This is a genomic window from Pantoea phytobeneficialis, assembly GCF_009728735.1.
GTDB lineage: Bacteria > Pseudomonadota > Gammaproteobacteria > Enterobacterales > Enterobacteriaceae > Pantoea > Pantoea phytobeneficialis.
On the sequence record NZ_CP024636.1, the window covers coordinates 1,759,159 to 1,778,085 of the forward strand.

Consider the following 18,927-nt stretch of genomic DNA (forward strand, 5'->3'; position numbering starts at 1 on the left):
GTTTTTTTACGAATTTAGGACAAACGGTAATTTTACCCTGCGGCAAGCCAGGTATGATAGGTTGCGCCGAATCTATTGCGGAATCCAACATTCAGTGAAAATCCGACTACTTATGCTCTCTGCGTTATTGCTGGCGGGCTGTGCCAGCGAACCGCAGACCGTGGTAACACCAGAGAAGAATACACCTTTAACCCAGGCTCCACCGTCAAAACTCAATGACGCCTGGTCAATGTTTACTGAAGATGCCGCCAGTCATTATGGCGTTGATGAAAAGCTTATCAGCGCCATTATTAGTGTCGAATCAGGGGGTAACCCCAGCGTGATCAGCCGATCAAATGCGGTCGGACTGATGCAGATCAAAGCCTCAACGGCGGGCCGTGCGGTGTATCGCGCCCAGGGCCGTCGTGGTCAGCCCACTTCATCCGAGTTACGCGACCCGGCAAAAAACATCGATATTGGCGCGGCCTATATCCGTATTTTGCAGGAATCGGAATTGGCAGGTATTCGTGATCCACTGACTCTGCGTTACGCCACTATTGTTTCCTATGCTAACGGTGCCGGCGCGCTGCTGCGAACCTTCTCACGCGACCGCGATCGTGCCATTGCAATGATCAATGCGATGACGCCGGACGAGTTCTATCAGCACGTACAGAACAAACATCCGGCAGCCCAGGCGCCGCGCTATTTGTGGAAAGTCACCACCGCGTATCGCACCATCAGTTAATCCCGTAGCGGCGTGATTTATCGCGCCGCTACGGTTGACTTACCCCTCCACCAACAACCTTGCGGTGGGATAATCCACAATCAGCACCTTCACATAGCCCCCGCGCAACGCACCACGAATAGCCTGAGCTTTCTCCTTGCCACCCGCCAGTGCTACCACCTGCGGGCAATTTTTCACCTGTGCCAGCTCCATACCAATCACCGGATCTTCAGCGGTGTTCAGGACGGGCTGCCCATCAGCGTCAAAGTAATGCAGACAGATATCACCCACCGCGCCACGTTGGGCGAGGGTGCGTAACATCTCTTCATCGTAGTAGTTGCCGGAATTACGCAACAGCGCGGAAGGCTCCAGATCGCCAATGCCGACAATCGCCAGATCCACCTGCTCGAATTTCTCCAGCACCACGGCAACATCGGGATTCACCGACAAGCGCTGACGGTCCTGCACCGAATGTTCAATCGATTGTGATGGCAGCAGCCATGCCGGGCAATTTAACAGCGCCGCGAGGTTCTGTGTCAGGATGGTAGCCTGAACATTGCCGTTGGTGCCGACACCGCCGAGTAACTGAATCACCCCGCGACAGGGCGCGTTAAGCGGATGCAGTGCATCCACCATTGCCCGGATCGTCCCGCTCCAAGAGGAGATGCCGATCAACTCATCGGCACGTAAACGCGTTTCCAGATAGTGCGCAGCAGCCGAGCCAATCGCCTGTTTAATCTGTAAGGCGGAAGCCTGCTCCGGCACATCGACGACGATCGCCTGCGGAAGCTGGTAAGTCTGCTCGATGGCTTTCTCCAGCTCGGGAAACACATTCGCGGGCGGGACCACGCTAATCTTTACTACGCCTTCCTTTACGCTGCGATTGAGAATGCGTGAAACAAAGGATTGCGACAATTTCAGTAGCTGTGCGATATCCGATTGCTTCAACCCTTCAACATAATAAAGGGTAGCAATCTTCACCATCAGCCGCTGTTCATCCTGTTTTGCCATGATTTATCCCTCTCCAAATCTGCCTGGTATTGTTAATCAGCCGGTCATAAATAACAACGCTGAACAATTTGTGATCGTTTTCGCTTTTTCAGGATCCGGCATTGGACGGCATCCTCGTTGGGGTGCATAGTCATTATGCATATAAAATCGCATTTGAATATATATTCAAGCGGAGAAAAACCAATGAAAGCATCCCTCGTCAAAGTTACCCTGCTGGCTTCACTCCTGACGTTATCTGCGGCCTCACAGGCGGCAGATAAGGGCCTGCTGGCCATTATTACCCCGTCACACGATAACCCCTTTTTTAAAGCCGAAGCCGATGGTGCGCAGGCAAAGGCAAAAGCGCTGGGCTACACCACGTTGGTGGCCTCGCACGATGATGACGTCAACAAACAAAACCAGTTGATTGAAACCGCCATCGCGCGCAAAGCCAAAGCGATCATCCTCGACAACGCCGGGGCGGATGCCACGGTAGGGCCGGTACAGAAGGCTAAAGATGCTGGTATCCCCACGTTCCTGATTGACCGCGAAATTAACAAGACCGGCGTGGCGGTGGCGCAAATCGTCTCCAACAACTATCAGGGTGCTCAACTCGGTGCGCAGAAGTTCGCCAAGCTGCTGGGCGGAAAAGGGGATTACGTTGAGCTGCTGGGCAAAGAATCTGACACCAACGCGGGTGTGCGTTCACAGGGCTACCACGATGTGCTGGATGACTACGGCGACATGAAGATGGTGGCGCAGCAGAGTGCCAACTGGAGCCAGACGGAAGCCTTCAGCCGCATGGAAACCATTTTGCAGAAGAACCCGAATATCGTCGGCGTGATCTCCGGTAACGACACGATGGCGCTTGGCGCTGAAGCGGCGTTGAAAGCCGCAGGTAAAACCAACGTCATTGTGGTGGGTTTTGACGGTAGCGATTACACCCGCGACTCGATCCTGAATAAAGGCAATATCAAAGCCACGGTGCTCCAGCCGGGCTGGGATCAGGCACAAATGGCGGTGGAGCAGGCGGATTATTACCTGACGCACGGCAAAGCGCAGAAAGAAGAGAAACAGCTGATGGATTGCGTGCTGATCGACGACAGCAATGCCGCGAAGCTGAAAAACTTCCGTCTGGCGCAGTAAGCGGGAGTACGGCATGAAGGGCAGAGCGACAGGCGTAATCATCATGGCGGCACTGGCGTTGATGCTGACGGCGTGCACGGTGGTGGATCTCGACGCAAACGGCAATCCCATCATGCCGAAAGATCCCCACGCCAAACCCGGCTATACCAATCAGACGCCGCAGCAGATCGCCGAGGAGAGCTGGCAAAGTCGGGTGGCACAGCCCGCAGAAAAACAGGCGCTCAGCTGGGGCGATATGGAAACCAAAAGCCATACGCTGAAAGCGGGCACCAGCGAAAGCGTGTTTGTGCGCGCGGGCGGCACCGTGACGGCACTGGATAGCAGTAACGATCGTGAGCGTGTGCTGACTGTCACCGTCAACGGCAAACCGGTCAAGGTGCTGATTGGCCCGGTGTTGCGTAGCAACGCCATCCGTGATGCCGCCGGTTTCCGCTTTGAGGAGTTCACCAATCAGGTGCAGTACGCACAGCTGACCAAAGCGTTAAACCGTCATGCGGTGAAACAACTGCCCACGGTGGACAGTAGCTGGCAAGGCAAACCGGTGCAGATGTTGCTGGCGGTGACGATGGGGCCGGGCACGGTCGATGAAGTGGTGGCGATCCAGCTGCAACAGGGGAATGGATGATGAGCGACGAAATTATCCTGCAAGCGAATCATATGTCGATGCTGTTTCCCGGTACCCTGGCGCTGGACCGCGTGGATTATCGCGTCTGGCGTGGCAAGGTCAACGTCATCATCGGCGAGAACGGCGCCGGTAAATCGACGCTGATGAAAATTCTCGCGGGCGTGCAGCAACCGACCAGCGGCGAAATGTTTCTTAATGGCCAGAAGGTGGTGTTCCACAGTACCCGCGATGCGGCCCGTCACGGTATCGGCATGGTGCATCAGGAGCTGAACCTGTTTGAAAACCTCAGCGTGGCTGAGAACATTTTTCTCGGCCGCGAGATTCAGCGGGGTATCCGTCCGATCAATGAGGCTGAACAGGCGCGACGCACCGCCGCGTTGATGCAGCGCCTCGATCAACCCATCGCGCCACAGGAGAAAGTGGGCAATCTCAAGGTGGGTCAGCAGCAGTTGGTGGAGATCGCCAAAGCGCTGGCGGAAGATGCCGATATTTTGATCCTCGACGAACCGACCTCGGCGCTGAGTAAAACCGAGGTGGAAATCCTGTTCCGGGTGATTCGCGAACTGACGCGTCAGGGCGTCTCCATTATCTATATCTCGCATCGACTGGAGGAGTTAATGGCGATTGGTGATGTGATCACCATTCTGCGTGATGGACGCTTTCAGGCCGAAGCGCAGGTCAGCGATATCGATGTGCCGTGGATTGTGCGTGAAATGCTGGGTAGTGAACCGGTCAGCAATTTCCTCCCCGCACATCGGCAATTCGGTGCGGCAGTGCTGGAAGCGGAGCACATCACCTGCGTCAGCCCGAACGGCAATACGCTGGTGGATGATGTCAGCTTCCAGGTGCGTGCCGGGGAAATTGTCGGCATTTATGGCCTGATGGGCGCCGGTCGCACCGAATTGTTTGAATGCCTGCTCGGCAGCCAGCGCAACTATCTCGGCAAATTGTGGCTCGACAGCAAACCGCTACCCACGCGATTGCCTACCGCTGAACGCATCCGCATGGGGATGAGTCTGGTGCCGGAAGATCGCAAACGCGCGGGCATCTTTCCCATCTCGTCGGTGGCGAGCAACCTGACCATCGCCAGCCTGTGGCGTCGTCTGTCACATCGCATGGTGATTGCGCAGCAGGCCGAGCGGGAAGCGGTAACCAGTACCGTCGGCAACCTGGCGATCAAGGTGTCGTCACCGGATGTCGCCATCAGCGCGCTGAGCGGGGGCAATCAGCAAAAAGTGGTGATTGGCCGTTCGTTGCTGACCAATCCGCGCCTGCTGCTGCTGGACGAGCCGAGTCGCGGCATTGATGTCGGGGCTAAAGCGGAGGTGTTCCGCATGATGGTACGGCTGTCGGAGCAGGGTATTGCGGTGCTGTTCTCCACCTCCGACCTGAAAGAGATCATGGCGGTGGCTGACCGTATTCTGGTGATGTCCGGCGGCAAACTTACGGCCGACCTTCCGCGTGCAGAAGCGGAAGAAGCGGCGCTGGTTAAAGCAAGTGCACAGGGGTTCTCGTGATGAAAAGCAACAGTGCCGTGGCATTCGCCGCGCAACCCGCAAAAGCCGTTACCTCTCGTGAAGGCCTGATCCTGCTGTTGTTAAAACTGCGCACCTTTATCGCATTGTTTTTGATTGTCGGGTTCTTTTCGGCCACGGTGCCGGATTTTCTCTCGCTCGGCAGCATGGTGATTATGGTGAAGCATATCGCGATCAACGCCTTCCTGGCGCTGGGTATCACCTTTGTCATCATTACCGCCGGTATTGACCTCTCCATCGGTGCCACGCTGGGCCTGTGCGGCATGATCGCGGGCTGGTTGATCACCAAAGGGATTGTGTTGCCAATGTTCGGCATCGCCATTTTCCCCAGCGTGTGGGTGATTGTGCCGCTGGTGCTGCTGGTCGGCGCGTTAATCGGCGCGGCAAATGGCTGGATTATCACGCGTTACAACGTTGCGCCTTTTATCTGCACCCTCGGCACCATGTACATCCTGCGAGGCGCGGCGATGCTGACGTCCGGAGGTGAAACCTTCCCTGGGCTTCAAGGGAATCCACTGCTCGGCAACACCGGCTTTGACAAAATCGGTGCCGGTTATTTTCTCGGTTTGCCCTGGGCTATCTGGATGATGATCGTGCTGGCGTTGGTGATTGCTTACATTGCGCGACGGCTGCCCTTTGGCCGCCAGGTATATGCCATTGGCGATAACGAACGTGCCGCAGAACTCTCCGGGGTGAAGGTCAGGCAGGTAAAAATCTGGGTGTATACCTTGTCCGGGTTCTGTGCAGCGATTGCCGGGATTGTGGTGTCCTCGCAGTTGGTTGCCAGCCATCCGGCCAACGGTACCTCCTTTGAAATGAACGCCATCGCGGCGGTGGTGCTCGGCGGCACTTCACTGGCAGGAGGACGCGGTACCATCCTCGGCACGCTGGTGGGGGCCTTTGTCATCGGCTTTCTCGCCGACGGCTTAATCATGATGGGGGTCAGCGAGTTCTGGCAGATGGTGATCAAAGGTATCGTCATTATCGTCGCAGTAATCATCGACCAGATGCAGAGCCGGATGCAGCAAAAGGCCGCCGTGGTGGCCCAGAAAGCGCTGATTGAAGAGGGAGGCAGCGGAACGAAGCTTTAATCGGTTGGGGCGCAGACGGCATTTGTCTGTCCCCCTTTTTTTGCTATGCAGGAATATATATTCAGTAACGATTTAAAATTCAGAGGTAACCATGAATCCTTTCAAATACTCTGTGGACGAGCTGACCGCCAAAGCGCGCGCGGTGCGTCGTCGCATCATCCAGCTCAACGCTGGTAGCCCGGCGGGTGGACACACCGGGGCCGATTTGTCGCAGGTCGAAATCCTGACGGCGCTCTATTTTCGCATTCTCAACTGCGCGCCGGACCGCATCAACGATCCGCAACGCGATATGTATATCCAGTCAAAAGGCCATGCGGTGGGTGGCTATTACTGCGTGCTGGCTGAAGCCGGTTATTTCCCGACGGACTGGCTCCCCAGCTATCAACATTCCGACTCCCATCTGCCGGGTCATCCGGTGCGACAAAAAACGCCGGGCGTGGAGCTGAATACCGGCGCACTCGGCCACGGATTGCCGGTGGCGGTGGGCATCGCGCTGGCCGCGAAAAAAGATGGCAGCAACAGAATGGTGTATGTGGTGACCGGCGATGGTGAGCTGGCAGAGGGCAGCAACTGGGAAGCGGCGCTGGTTGCGGCCCATTATGGCCTCGATAACCTGGTGATCATCAACGATAAGAACAAGTTACAGCTGGCAGGGCATACCCGCGACATTATGAATACCGATCCGCTCCCTGAGAAATGGCGCGCGTTTGGTTTAGAGGTCACGGAATGTAATGGCAACGATATGGCGGCAGTGGTGACAACGTTGGAAAACCTGCCGCGTAACGGCAAACCGCAGGTGGTGGTGGCCGATACCGAGAAAGGCTTTGGTATCTCGTTTATTCAAAGCAAAGCTGAGTGGCATCACCGGGTACCGAAGGGAGAAGAGATCGCTCAGGCGCTGGAGGAGTTGAAAGATGAGTAACGCACAACACCTGGCCAATGTCATGGTCAATGCTTTTATCGATGCGGTCAATCGCGGTATTGATCTGGTGCCGGTGGTGGCGGATTCGACCTCCACCGCCAAAATCGCCCCCTTTATCAAGGCGTTTCCGGATCGGCTGGTCAACGTCGGCATCGCCGAACAGACGCTGGTTGGCACCGCGGCCGGGCTGGCGATTGGTGGCAAAGTAGCGGTGACCTGCAACGCCGCACCCTTCTTGATTTCACGCGCCAATGAACAGGTGAAAGTCGATGTTTGTTACAACAACACCAACGTCAAATTGTTTGGTCTGAATGCCGGTACCAGCTACGGCCCGCTCGCCAGTACCCACCACAGCATTGATGACATCGCGATTATGCGTGGTTTCGGCAACATCGAAATTTATGCGCCATCCTGCCCGCTGGAGTGTCGTCAGATAATCGACTACGCGCTGGATCATGTTGGACCGGTGTACATCCGTCTGGACGGCAAGGACTTGCGCCAGCTGCACGATGACAGCTACCAGTTCCGTCCCGGCAATATCGATGTCTTGCGCAGCGGAAAAGAGATTGCGCTGGTGGCGATGGGGTCGACGGTGCATGAGATTGTCGATGCGGCTGAGCAACTGCAAAGCCAGGGAATCGACGCAGGTGTGATCGCCATTCCATCGATTCGCCCTTGTGATACCCAACAACTGCGCGAACTGTTAAATCACTATCCTGCGGTGATTACCGTTGAGGAGCACAACGTCAATGGTGGCGTCGGTAGTCTGGTGGCTGAGGTGCTGGCGGAAGGGGGATGTGGCATTCCGTTATTGCGGCTCGGCATTCCCGATGGGCAATACGCGATTGCGGGCGACCGTGCCTCAACCCGTGCGCGACATAGCATCGATGCGGCCAGCGTGGTGAAAAATGCGCTGCGTATCTGCACAGGAGAGTAAACATGGCAGGTCCGTTAATTCTGGCGATCGATGAGGGCACCACCAACGCCAAGGCGATCGCCGTGGATCGCAGTGGCGCGGTGGTGGCGCGCGGCAGTCAGCCGCTGGCACTCAACCATCCTCAGCCTGGCCTGGCGGAGCAGGACCCTTTAGCCATCTGGCAGGCGGTGAAACAGGCGGTAAGCGACTGCCTTGCGCAGTGCCACGGCGAGCCTGTGGAGGCGGTGGCGATCAGCAACCAGCGTGAATCGGTGTTGATCTGGCAACGGCGCGATGGGCAACCCTTAACCCCGTTGGTGAGCTGGCAGGATCGCCGTTCCGAATCGTTCTGTCGTGACTTACGCCAGGCGGGAAAAGCACCGCGTATCACCGGCCTGACCGGGCTGGCGGTGGACCCGATGTTTCCCGCGGCCAAGCTGACCGGTATGCTGGCGACCTTGCCGGATGGTCTGGCGCGTGCGCAGGCGGGGGAGTTGTGTATTGGTACGGTCGACAGTTGGCTCAGTTGGCAGCTTACGGGCGGCAAATGTTTCGTCACCGATCATGCCAACGCCGCGCGCACCCAGTTGTATAGCCTGCACAGTGGCGACTGGGATGATGAATTGTTGGCGCTATTTCACATTCCCCGCGCGGCGCTGCCGGTCATCGTGCCGTCGGCCAGTGCGCAGGGGGAAGTGGCGATTGAGGATATCCCCGGTTTGCCACCCGGCACGCCGCTGCTGGCACGCATCGGTGATTCCCACGCCGCGCTTCAGGCACAGCGTAGCGGTAGCGAGGAAGTGGTGAAAGCCACCTACGGCACCGGCTCCTCGTTGATGATGTCGATGGCGACACCGTTACTGACCGAAAATGGCCTGAGCACCACGGTGGCGTGGCATGATGGCGCTTTACGCTTTGCCTTTGAGGGCAACATCACCCATACCGGCTCGGGGGCAGCCTGGCTGGGACGGATGATTGGCATCAGCGACCCGCGTGAGTTGACCAGACAGGCGCAAAGCACTGCGAGCAACCAGGGTATCTATTTTGTCCCGGCGCTCTCCGGCCTCGGCGCGCCCTGGTGGGATCTGCAAGCGCGCGGCATGCTGTGCGGTTTGACCGATGCGGCAACCCCGGCGGTGCTGGCACGCGTGGCGCTCGAATCCATTACCTTTCAGATTGCCGATGTGTTTTTTGCCATGCAGCAGGCGAGTGGCGTGCAGCTTCCGGCCCTGTGCGTTGACGGTAGCGCCACGGAAAATAGCTGGCTGATGCAGTTGCAGGCCGATGTGTTGCAACGCCCGTTGCGCCGCGTACCCACTCCCGAAGTCTCAGCGCTGGGAGCCGCGTTGCTGGCCGGACGCACGCTGGGCTGGTGGCAGCAGGGCAGTGACATGGCGGCGTTACAGGGGGGAAGCGTGATCTATCCACGACAGGAGCAGGCGCAAAGCATGCAGGAAAATTATCAGGGATGGCTGGCAGCCGTGGCACGCTGTCGTTACCAGCCTTGACTGGAAGGTGCGGCCTGAGCCCTCACCCCAGCCCTCTCCCGCCAGCGGGAGAGGGAGACGTGCAATCTGCCCGAACTGTTCCCTTCTCCCGCTAACGGAAAATGTGCTCGATCAGTTCCCTCTCTCGCTTGTGGAAATTGTGCTCGATCAGTTCCCTCTCCCGCTGGCGGGAGAGGGTTAGGGTGAGGGGGAAAGCAGCCAATGCAATACTACTGAAACCGACTCGCCTTATCACGCGCCAGGCGCTCCAGCGCAAAAATCACCTGCTGTAGCTGGCGCTCCTGCACTGGCTCAATGGCGGTAAAACGGAAGCTTAGCCGGGGTGTCACGCGGGTTTCATTCTTACTGGTAATGGTGCTGCGCTCACCGATGTGCAGCAGTTGTGCCGTCACCTCAAACTGACCATATTCGCCCAGTTCGACGCGCAGTTTCTTAAAGGTGTCGCCGCTGTTTAAATCTTCCGGCAGTTTTTCATCCACCAGCACCCCAATGCCACCCAGTGACAGATCCTGCAAGCGAAAGCGTGCTTTGTTACCATCCGGCCATTCACTGTGGCACCAGAAGACAGGCTCCATCGGCGCGTTAACACGGAAGAATTCACGGCGTTGAATTTGCCACACCAGCTCCGGCAGGGCAGCGGCAAAGGCAGGCAACCCCTCGTAGTCCACCTTCTGCAAACTGCTCAGACTGAACTCGACTTTTGCCCCCTGAGTCTCAGCGGCGATGTTGACTTCACCACTCCGCAAAGCCATCTCATTATCCTGGCTATGGCTACCCAGATCGAAGATCACCTGATCTTCATCGGCCGCCAGCATGCGGCTGATAAATTGTCCGCGCGAGAAGTTCACCATTAGCGGGGTCTGGAAACGTAACAGGTCCTTCATTACATTCAGAACGGCCAATGTACCTCGTTTAATATATTGTTCTTTATCGGCTTCTCTCACGTCCTGCTCCACTATCCGATCGTTACTATCACGCGTGCGCGGCTTTCCGTCAGTTATCGGTACATGATAAAAAAGCTTTAGCCTGCTAACTATTATTTCCCGTTGCGTTTGTGCAGCAGCTCAAAATATTCCGTCTATACTTAGCGCTGTGAACACCTTGATTAATAAAGTAAGGAGCAACAAATGGGTATTCTTTCATGGATTATTTTTGGTCTGATCGCCGGGATTGTCGCTAAATGGATTATGCCGGGTAAAGACGGTGGCGGATTCATTATGACCGTGGTTCTCGGCGTAGTGGGTGCGGTGGTTGGTGGCTGGATCAGTACCCTGTTTGGCTTTGGTAAGGTGGACGGATTCAACTTCGGCAGCTTCGTGGTGGCGGTGATTGGTGCCATTGTGGTGCTGTGGATTTATCGTAAAGTGCGCAGTTAACCCATCCGGTTTCCCTGAAACCCGTCATCTGGCAGCAGATGGCGGGTTTTTTACATTCCACGCATGTTGCTGGCGCACTTGGCAGGTAAGTTGGCGTATTTTGCCAGCCAGCGTCTCTCTGGCAGCGTTATACTGAAAAAATGAAACGTAACCAAACTTTTGCGCTGGATATCGGGTGGCAACCGCTGCTCAGGGACATGGGGATTTCCGCTCACCATGTGCTGCGCCGTGCGGGACTGCCGGAAGACAGGTTTTCCCATCAGGATCGCGGGCTGACGTCCGATGAATATTTTCGCTTCTGGCGTGCGATGGCGGCGGAAGCTGGTGACGAGCTGTTTCCACTGCGCATAGTGGCTGCGGTATCCGCCGAATCTTTCAACCCGCCGCTGTTTGCGGCCCTGTGTAGCGCCAATCTGATGCAGGCGGTTCAGCGCCTCGCAAAATATAAGCAGCTGGTAGCACCAATGAGCCTGACGGTGGAGGTCGGTCAGCAGGGTGAGTTGACGGTAGCGCCACGTTGGCTTGAGTTACCCGCTGAGGTCCCGGACTCACTGCAAGTGGCTGAGATCGCCTTTTTCCTGAGATTAGTTCGGCTGGCGACGCGTGAACCGGTCCGGGCGTTGCGGGTGGTCCTCCCGTCAGGCCATAACATCCGCGGTTTCGAGCACTTCTTTGGCACTGCGGTGCAGCAGGGCAAACACCCCACCATTGCCTTTGCTGCGGAAGATGCGTTACGTCCTTTTCTGACCGTCAATGACGGCATGTGGCGGGTATTCGAGCCGGATTTGCGCCGTCGATTGAGTGAGCTCGATATGACGGCCACGGCGACCGAGCGAGTGCGCGCTGTGCTGCTGGAACTGTTACCTGGCAATACGGCCACCATTGATAATGTCGCTGCGCGTCTGTGTATCAGTGCGCGGACCTTGCAGCGCCGCCTTGAGACAGAAGGCGAGAGTTTTCGTGCGCTGGTGAATATGACCCGCGAAAGCCTCGCTCGTCATTATCTCAGCAACACCACCCTCTCCAGTGAAGAGATCGCTTTTCTACTCGGCTTTGAAGATCCCAACTCTTTTTACCGTGCATTCCACGGCTGGACCGGGCAGACGCCTGATGGTGTCCGTAGTGCGATGCGTTGAGTAAAGCCTGGCGCTTTTTGCAAGCAATCTGGCGCTTTTCGCCAGAGAAATGCCTTCACCCATTACCTACACTCTCCCGCTAACAAAGTGGCTAATCCTGGCCGCTTGGCTCTTGCGTTTTCGTTTAAGGAAATCTGTTATGACCACCAAAGTTGCTCTCGTCACAGGCGCTTCTTCCGGTATTGGTGCAGCGACCGCGCATCGTCTCAAAGCCCTGGGTTTCACGGTATATGCTGCCGCGCGCCGTGTTGAACGGATGCAAAATCTGGCCGATAGCGGTGTTCATGTCCTGGCAATGGATGTGACCGATGATGCATCGATGCAGGCGGGTATCGCCCGGATCATCGCCAGGTCAGGACGTATTGACGTGTTGGTGAATAATGCCGGTTATGGCTCGTACGGCGCGGTGGAAGATGTGCCGTTGGACGAGGCGCGCGTGCAATTTGAGGTCAATGTGTTCGGTGCCGCGCGCTTATGTCAGTTGGTGCTGCCGTACATGCGGGCGCAGCGATCGGGCACCATCGTGAATATCAGTTCTATGGGGGGCAAACTCCATACGCCACTCGGTGCCTGGTATCATGGCACCAAGTTCGCACTGGAGGCCATCAGCGACTGTCTGCGCATGGAAGTGCAACCTTTCGGCATCGACGTAGTGGTGGTTGAACCGGGGGGAATTCGCACTGAGTGGGCCGATATTGCCGCCGACAAGTTGCGCGAGGTTTCTGGCCAGGGAGCTTATGCCGGGCAGGCGAAGTCGATGGCCGAATCGATGGGTGGGGAGGCGGGCCGTAAACGTCTGTCTCCGCCAACGCTGATCGCCGACACCATTGCCAGAGCGGTAAAGGCACGCCGCCCCAAAACGCGCTACGCCGTCGGTTTCGGTGCCAGACCGTTGCTCTTCCTGCGTCGCTGGTTATCTGACCGTGCGTTTGACCGCTTAATGCGTCTGGCAACCGGGGTATCGCGCTGATTCAGACCGCATCTGATGATTTCAGCAGATGCGGTCGGGGCATCAGAAATCGTACCCGATGGTCGCTGTCACGGTGCGTTCCGCGCCGCGGTAGCAATAACCGGTGCCATAGCAGGCGGCGAGATATTTACGATCGGTCAGGTTATTACCACTGACCTGCAACCATGCACCTTTCAGGCTGCTGTTCCACGCGGCCAAATCGGCACGTAATGACGCATCAAACAAGGTCACCGAAGGCAAACGCGTGGTGTTTTCGTTATCCGCCCACTGCTTACCAATGTACCGCACGCCAGCTCCGGCACTCAGACCGTAGTCGAACTGATAATGACCCCAGAATGACGCCATGCTGTTGGGGGTGACATACGGAGTATGGCCGTCGTTGCCATCAACAGAATCTTTAAAGCGCAGATGGTTCAGCGTATACCCGGCGATGGTGCTGAAGCGTGGCGTAATCTGGTTACGTGCTTCCAGCTCGATACCCTGTGAATGGACCTTGCCCGATGGCGTATAGGTGCCGGAAATCACATCACGGTTGGCAACATCATTCTGCGTCAGGTCGTACACCGCAATCGAATACATATCGCGTGTGCCAACCGGCTGATACTTCACGCCGGCCTCGTATTGTTCAGAGGTCGTCGGTTTTAGCTGGTTGCCGTAGGGGTCGGTCAGAGAAGCAGGGGTGATGGCCTGGCTCCAGCTGACATACGGGGAGAGTCCATTATCGAAGGCGTACAGCAGGGCGGCACGGCCACTAACGTGATCATCCTGGCGGCGGCTGGTGCCATTTTCTGAAACGATGCGGTCATAGCGGCCAGACAGATCAAGGTGCCAGCGGTCCAGTTGCAGTTCATCCTGCAAATACAAACCGGTTTGATAGTAACGACGCGTCTCAGCTGTCCAGTCGTAGTCCGGCATGCTGCCCACTGCGACGCCGGTCCACGGATTGAGTGAGCTGGCGTAGCCGCTGGCGCTGAGAATATCGTTCTTATAACGATGATATTCCGCCCCGAGAGTGACGCGGTGTTGTACCGCACCGGTGGTGAAATCCGCCTGCAACTGATTATCGGTTGCCCAGGCTGACAGCGACGAACGCTCGCCAGAATAATAGCGCGTCAGCAGGTCCGGGTTAGTTGCATCCCAGCCAATCTGGTAGACCTGATCCAGATCGACATTCGAGTGGCTGTAGCTGCCGGTGGAGTGCACTGACCACACTTCATTGAAACGATGGGAAAAGTCGTAGCTGTAGATCTGCTGATGACGTTTGAACTGATCAAGCGCGCTATCGCCTTCATAAAAACTGTCGCTCAGTTTGCGGCCATTGTGACTGTAGAGCGTACCTTCGGCAGGCACCGAACCATGATAGCCGCCTGACGGATCTTTTTGCAGATAAGCGCGCAGGATCAGGCTGGTATCGTCATTGGGTTGCCACATCAGCTGCGGCGAAATGGCGTATTTCTCTTCGCGAGTATGGTCGTATTGCGTGTCGCTGTTGCGGGTAATGCCGGTCAGGCGAAATGCCCACTGATCGTTAATCGCGTTGGTGTAATCAAAGGCCGCGCTGTTGGTCGCGTTGGTACCGGTCGACAGGCGGAAATGTCCCTCTTCAGCGAATTGCGGTCGTTTACTCACCATATTCACCAGGCCGCCGGGCACCGTCTGGCCATATAACGCCGACGAGGGGCCTTTAATAATATCAATGCGATCCAGGAACCAGGGATCCACTTGCAGGATATTAAAGCTGCCGCCATCGCTCATGACGCGCAGGCCATCAAGGAAGGTGTTATCGACATCACCGCCGTGGAAGCCACGCAGCGAGATGGTGTCGTAACGGGTTGCTGCGCCGCCAAAGTTGGTAAACACGCCAGGGGTGTAATTCAGCGCCTGGTTAAGATCGGTCGCGCCCTGATCTTCCATCTGCTGGCGCGTCACCACCGAAATGGACTGCGGCGTGGTGATCAGCGGCTGGTCGGTTTTACTTGCGCCGCTACTGCGTGTCGCCAGATAGCCTTGCGTGGGGGAGGTGGCGCTCTCCTGCGGTTGTGCGGTGACCACCAGCGTATCTTCAGCAAAACTGATGCCGGGTAACGCCAGGGCCAGTGCGCACAGCACGCGGCAACGATTGAGGGTAAACAGGCAGGTCATCTTAGTTCCTTCGAAAGAAATGAGATAATAGAAATCGTTATAAGAGTGAGAATTATTATCTTTTCGATAAAGGCGTTTCAAGATGTAAATGAGGGTTTGATTAACCGGGCATTGCGTAGCGGCGCGATTTATCGCGCGGTTTTTACCGACATCGAACGCGGAAATGCGTGATAAATCGCGCCGCTACGATGGATAAATAGCCGGATCGAATGACCCGGCCAGGAGAGAAGGATTACGGTTGTGTCGCGGTCAGCGTGGGCATATTCGGAATGTCGTGCGCGCTGTCGCAGGTTTTCTCTTTTGGACAATATTTGTCGAGCAGCATCAGGGTTACGCCGTTGGTCCAGCCAAAGCCATCCTGTAACGGATACTCGCCCCCGCCGCCACCGCCGAGTTTCGCCCCTTCCACCACGTATTTCTCAACCAGCTTATGCTCCTTGTCATAGGTCATCTGTACGTTCTGTAAAAAGCGCTGACCAATCTGCTGGGCCAGTTGCGGCTGCTTATAATGTTCCAGTCCGGTCACCGCGACCCACTGCAACGGAGCCCAGCCGTTAGGGGCATCCCACTGCTGGCCGTTATTGATGGTAGTGGTCACCAGCCCGCCGGGTTTCAGCAACTGTTTTTCCACGGCAGTAGCGGTGCGATCCGCCTGTTTATCGCTGGCGAGTTGCAGATATAACGGGAACAACGCCGCCGCCGTGAGTTGTGGATGAACCTGCTTACTTTGCCAGTTGTAGTCGGCGTACCAGCCATGCTGCTCATCCCACAGATAACGATTGATCGCCGCCTGGCGGGTTTCCGCTTTGCTGGCAAACTGCTGCGCCCGATCATTGTGATGCGCCAGCTTCTCGGCTTTAGATAACGTCTGTTCCAGATGGAACAGCAGGCTGTTGAGATCGACCGGGGCCAGTTGGCTGGTACGAATGGTCGCCAGATTGTGCGCATCGGTAAACCAGCGTGAGCTGAAGTCCCAACCGGATGCTGCGCCGGCGCGCAAATCGCGATACACCTGCGCCTTATCACGCTGCGTCGCTTTCTTCGCGGTATTCACGTCATCCAGCCAGGATTCGGTACGCGGCACATCGCGATCGTCCCAGTAACGGTTGAGTAGAGTACCGTCGCTCAGTTTAATCACCCGCTTACTGGCCTGACCGGCAGCCAGCGTGTCACTGCCCGCCATCCAGTAGTCATACTCTTTCTGTAACTGCGGCAAATAGTGGGTGTAGACGCTGTCACCGTCGTGGGACGCCAGCAGGTCGATCATCAGGCTAAAAAACGGTGGTTGCGAGCGGCTCAGATAGTAGCTGCGGTTGCCATTGGGGATATGGCCGTAACGATCCAGTTCCGAGGCAAAGTTATCCACCATATCCTGCACCCGATCCCAGTGGCCGCTTTCCGCCAGGCCGAGCATGGTGAAGTAGCTATCCCAGTAATACACCTCACGGAAACGACCACCGGGCACCACATAGGGTTTGGGCAACGGCAGCAGAGAATCGTACTGGCTGGTCTGCGGTGTGGATCGTGTCAGTACCGGCCACAGGCCATCTATGTGGGCACGCAGGCTCTGACCGGCGGGAGGCACGTATTTATCCTGCTCTTTGGGCAGCGTGAAATTGGCATCAACGAAATGTTTCAGGTCGAAGTTGCGCTGACTTTTCTGCATCTGCCAGTCGGCGAGAATCGATGAGGGGTTATATTTCGGCACCGCATCGGCAAAGGTTTTCTGGTCCGGATAAAATTTTGCCTGTTGCACCGCATTAAAAAGAGGACCGAGACGGATATCGGGTGGCTGAGGCTGGTTGTTAAGCATACGGCCATTATCTTCGGCATGAGCCACGGCACTTCCCATCAGCAGAGCGGTACTGAGCAACAGGCGCAGATGCCCTGATGTAAATACGACATTTTTTATCATCGGTTTTTCTCCTTGTCCGAAAAGGTGGTGCGCTAACGCATTGACCACCCAAACAACTTTAGTCGCTATCACCGGGCTTAGCCGCTTATGGCACAGGAAATGTGAAGCACCTGGAATTAATCACGGAAGAAATTGCATTCGCGCTAAGTTTTTGCTTGCCCTGCGACGCTATTTCCCTGAGGCTGAAAGAAAAAAAGGAGAGCAGTATGGAGATTATCTGGTATCACCCGTCGATGGACCCCGAGAGCTGGCTCAGTGGGTTACGTCAGCGTTTACCGCAGGCTAAGGTCCGTCGCTGGCAGCCAGACGATAATGCACCGGCGGATTATGCGGTGGTCCGTTCACCACCGGTGGAAATGCTGCGTGGACGTGCGTTAAAAGGCGTGTTTGCGATGGGCGCAGGCGTGGACGAAATTTTACAGCAACTGCGTCAGCACCCGGAAATGCTGGCAGCAGAGGTGCCGCTGTTCCGGCTGGAAGATACCGGCATGGCACGACAGATGCAGGAATACGCGACATGGTGCGTACTCGGCTGGTTCCGCCGCTTTGCCGATTATCAGCGCCAGCAACAACAGGCACACTGGCAGCAGCTCAAACCGTACACGCGTGAAAACTTCACCATTGGTATTCTCGGGGCTGGCGTGCTGGGCAGTAGCGTGGCGCAGAGCCTGCGTCAGTGGGGCTTCCCGGTACGTTGCTGGAGCCGTTCAGCGAAAACGCTTGAGGGGGTGACCACGTTCCATGACCGTGATCAGTTGCCCGCGTTTCTCGATGGCACTCAGGTGTTGATTGACCTGCTGCCAACCACGCCTGAAACCACCAACCTGATTGATCGCCAGTTGCTTAGTGGTTTGCCACAAGGGGCGTATTTTCTCAACATCGCACGAGGTGCGCATGTGGTGGAAGACGATTTGCTGGCGGCACTCAACAGCGGCCAACTGGCGGCGGCAGCTCTGGACGTCTTCCAGACCGAGCCGCTACCGGCGCACCATCCGCTCTGGTCACATCCGCATGTCACAATCACGCCCCATAATGCGGCCATTACCTTACCGCATGAGGCGATGGATTATATTGCCGGTGCCATACTTGAGCTGGAGCAGGGACAGCAGCCCACCGGACGGGTGGATCGTCAGCGCGGTTATTAATTTACTTTGCTGCCTGCGCGTGGCAGGCGGTCTGTCAGGAGAATCCGATGTATCCCGTTGATTTACATATGCACACCGTGGCCAGCACCCATGCCTACAGCACCCTGCATGACTATGTCGTGCAGGCGAAACAGAACGGTCTGAAGTTATTCGCGATTACCGACCACGGCCCGGATATGGCCGATGCGCCGCATTACTGGCACTTCGTTAACATGCGTATCTGGCCGCGCGTGATTGACGGTGTGGGCGTGCTGCGCGGTATTGAAGCCAATATCAAAAACCAGCAGGGCGAGATTGATTGCAGTGGCCCGATGCTGGATGCGCTGGATCTGATCGTCGCCGGGTTCCATGAACCGGTGTATGCCCCGCGCGACAAAGCGCATCATACCGAAGCGATGATCGCCACGATGGCGAGCGGCCTGGTGCATATCATCAGCCATCCGGGCAACCCGAAATTCCCGGTGGATATCCGCGCGATTGCGGAAGCGGCGGCGCATTATGATGTGGCGCTGGAGCTGAACAACTCATCGTTCACCCATTCTCGTCCGGGCAGTGAACCTAACTGCCGTGCTATCGCCGAAGCGGTACGCGATGCCGGTGGGCGTCTGGCATTTGGTTCCGACTCCCATACCGCCTTTACCCTCGGAAATTTCGAACATTGCCTGCGTATCGCGCGTGAAGTGGATTTTCCGGAAGATCGCGTGTTAAATGTCACGCCGCGCCGCCTGCTCGATTTTCTCGAACAGCGTACCGGCAAGCATATTGCCGAACTGGCGGATTTTTAACTTTTTTGCCTCAAGGAATTCT

At 56.6% G+C, this 18,927-nt stretch carries 17 protein-coding genes; 13 read left to right on the plus strand and 4 right to left on the minus strand.

What is annotated here, in order from left to right:
* Positions 1 to 82 precede the first annotated feature (82 nt).
* On the plus strand, positions 83 to 724 hold the full coding sequence (gene emtA, locus CTZ24_RS08210) for a membrane-bound lytic murein transglycosylase EmtA (RefSeq protein ID WP_152521912.1): 642 nt from the start codon (positions 83 to 85) through the stop codon (positions 722 to 724).
* Between the two features lie 39 nt (positions 725 to 763).
* Here the strand turns inward: emtA and CTZ24_RS08215 are convergent, their stop codons facing one another.
* Positions 764 to 1,714 (minus strand): sugar-binding transcriptional regulator, encoded by a 951-nt coding sequence (locus tag CTZ24_RS08215; RefSeq protein ID WP_021185660.1) that lies wholly within the window; start codon positions 1,712 to 1,714, stop codon positions 764 to 766.
* Between the two features lie 183 nt (positions 1,715 to 1,897).
* On the opposite strand from CTZ24_RS08215, the gene CTZ24_RS08220 reads away from it, so the two are divergent.
* From CTZ24_RS08220 to CTZ24_RS08250, 7 genes are all read left to right on the plus strand, one after another.
* A complete protein-coding gene (locus CTZ24_RS08220) occupies positions 1,898 to 2,839 on the plus strand; it encodes a D-ribose ABC transporter substrate-binding protein (protein ID WP_021185661.1) in 942 nt (313 codons plus the stop codon).
* Between the two features lie 13 nt (positions 2,840 to 2,852).
* A complete protein-coding gene (locus CTZ24_RS08225) occupies positions 2,853 to 3,464 on the plus strand; it encodes a DUF2291 family protein (protein ID WP_208725272.1) in 612 nt (203 codons plus the stop codon).
* Positions 3,464 to 4,981 (plus strand): sugar ABC transporter ATP-binding protein, encoded by a 1,518-nt coding sequence (locus tag CTZ24_RS08230; RefSeq protein WP_208725520.1) that lies wholly within the window; start codon positions 3,464 to 3,466, stop codon positions 4,979 to 4,981. The genes CTZ24_RS08225 and CTZ24_RS08230 overlap by 1 nt, the downstream gene beginning before the upstream one ends.
* A complete protein-coding gene (locus CTZ24_RS08235) occupies positions 4,981 to 6,090 on the plus strand; it encodes an ABC transporter permease (RefSeq protein WP_021185664.1) in 1,110 nt (369 codons plus the stop codon). The genes CTZ24_RS08230 and CTZ24_RS08235 overlap by 1 nt, the downstream gene beginning before the upstream one ends.
* Before the next feature lie 91 nt (positions 6,091 to 6,181).
* The gene (locus CTZ24_RS08240) at positions 6,182 to 7,012 is read left to right on the plus strand and encodes a transketolase (protein ID WP_021185665.1); all 831 of its coding nucleotides are present in this window, start codon (positions 6,182 to 6,184) and stop codon (positions 7,010 to 7,012) included.
* Complete coding sequence (locus CTZ24_RS08245) at positions 7,005 to 7,949, plus strand: transketolase family protein (RefSeq protein WP_208725273.1); 945 nt, start codon at positions 7,005 to 7,007, stop codon at positions 7,947 to 7,949. Before CTZ24_RS08240 ends, CTZ24_RS08245 begins: the two co-directional genes overlap by 8 nt.
* Positions 7,950 to 7,951: 2 nt before the next feature.
* Entirely contained in the window at positions 7,952 to 9,436 is a 1,485-nt protein-coding gene (locus CTZ24_RS08250) for an FGGY family carbohydrate kinase (protein WP_208725274.1), read from the plus strand.
* A 209-nt stretch (positions 9,437 to 9,645) separates the two neighbouring features.
* Here CTZ24_RS08250 and CTZ24_RS08255 read toward each other — a convergent pair whose 3' ends face one another.
* Entirely contained in the window at positions 9,646 to 10,380 is a 735-nt protein-coding gene (locus CTZ24_RS08255; RefSeq protein WP_021185668.1) for a flagellar brake protein, read from the minus strand.
* 183 nt (positions 10,381 to 10,563) lie between these two features.
* Between CTZ24_RS08255 and CTZ24_RS08260 the strand changes: the two genes are divergently transcribed.
* From CTZ24_RS08260 to CTZ24_RS08270, 3 genes are all read left to right on the plus strand, one after another.
* Entirely contained in the window at positions 10,564 to 10,812 is a 249-nt protein-coding gene (locus tag CTZ24_RS08260) for a GlsB/YeaQ/YmgE family stress response membrane protein (RefSeq protein ID WP_021185669.1), read from the plus strand.
* 140 nt (positions 10,813 to 10,952) lie between these two features.
* Positions 10,953 to 11,948: an AraC family transcriptional regulator gene (locus CTZ24_RS08265; protein WP_208725275.1), complete on the plus strand. Its 996-nt coding sequence runs from the start codon at positions 10,953 to 10,955 to the stop codon at positions 11,946 to 11,948.
* Between the two features lie 139 nt (positions 11,949 to 12,087).
* Positions 12,088 to 12,918: an oxidoreductase gene (locus tag CTZ24_RS08270; protein ID WP_208725276.1), complete on the plus strand. Its 831-nt coding sequence runs from the start codon at positions 12,088 to 12,090 to the stop codon at positions 12,916 to 12,918.
* Between the two features lie 42 nt (positions 12,919 to 12,960).
* Here the strand turns inward: CTZ24_RS08270 and CTZ24_RS08275 are convergent, their stop codons facing one another.
* Positions 12,961 to 15,060, minus strand: a complete 2,100-nt coding sequence (locus CTZ24_RS08275; protein ID WP_208725277.1) for a TonB-dependent siderophore receptor — start codon at positions 15,058 to 15,060, stop codon at positions 12,961 to 12,963.
* A 232-nt stretch (positions 15,061 to 15,292) separates the two neighbouring features.
* Positions 15,293 to 16,975, minus strand: a complete 1,683-nt coding sequence (treA, locus tag CTZ24_RS08280) for an alpha,alpha-trehalase TreA (protein WP_208725278.1) — start codon at positions 16,973 to 16,975, stop codon at positions 15,293 to 15,295.
* 206 nt (positions 16,976 to 17,181) lie between these two features.
* Here treA and ghrA point away from each other — a divergent pair, with 206 nt between their 5' ends.
* Together ghrA and CTZ24_RS08290 are read left to right on the plus strand one after the other, a co-directional pair.
* Positions 17,182 to 18,120, plus strand: a complete 939-nt coding sequence (gene ghrA / locus CTZ24_RS08285; RefSeq protein ID WP_208725279.1) for a glyoxylate/hydroxypyruvate reductase GhrA — start codon at positions 17,182 to 17,184, stop codon at positions 18,118 to 18,120.
* Positions 18,121 to 18,167: 47 nt separating this feature from the next.
* Positions 18,168 to 18,905: a phosphatase gene (locus tag CTZ24_RS08290; protein ID WP_208725280.1), complete on the plus strand. Its 738-nt coding sequence runs from the start codon at positions 18,168 to 18,170 to the stop codon at positions 18,903 to 18,905.
* Positions 18,906 to 18,927: the final 22 nt, after the last annotated feature.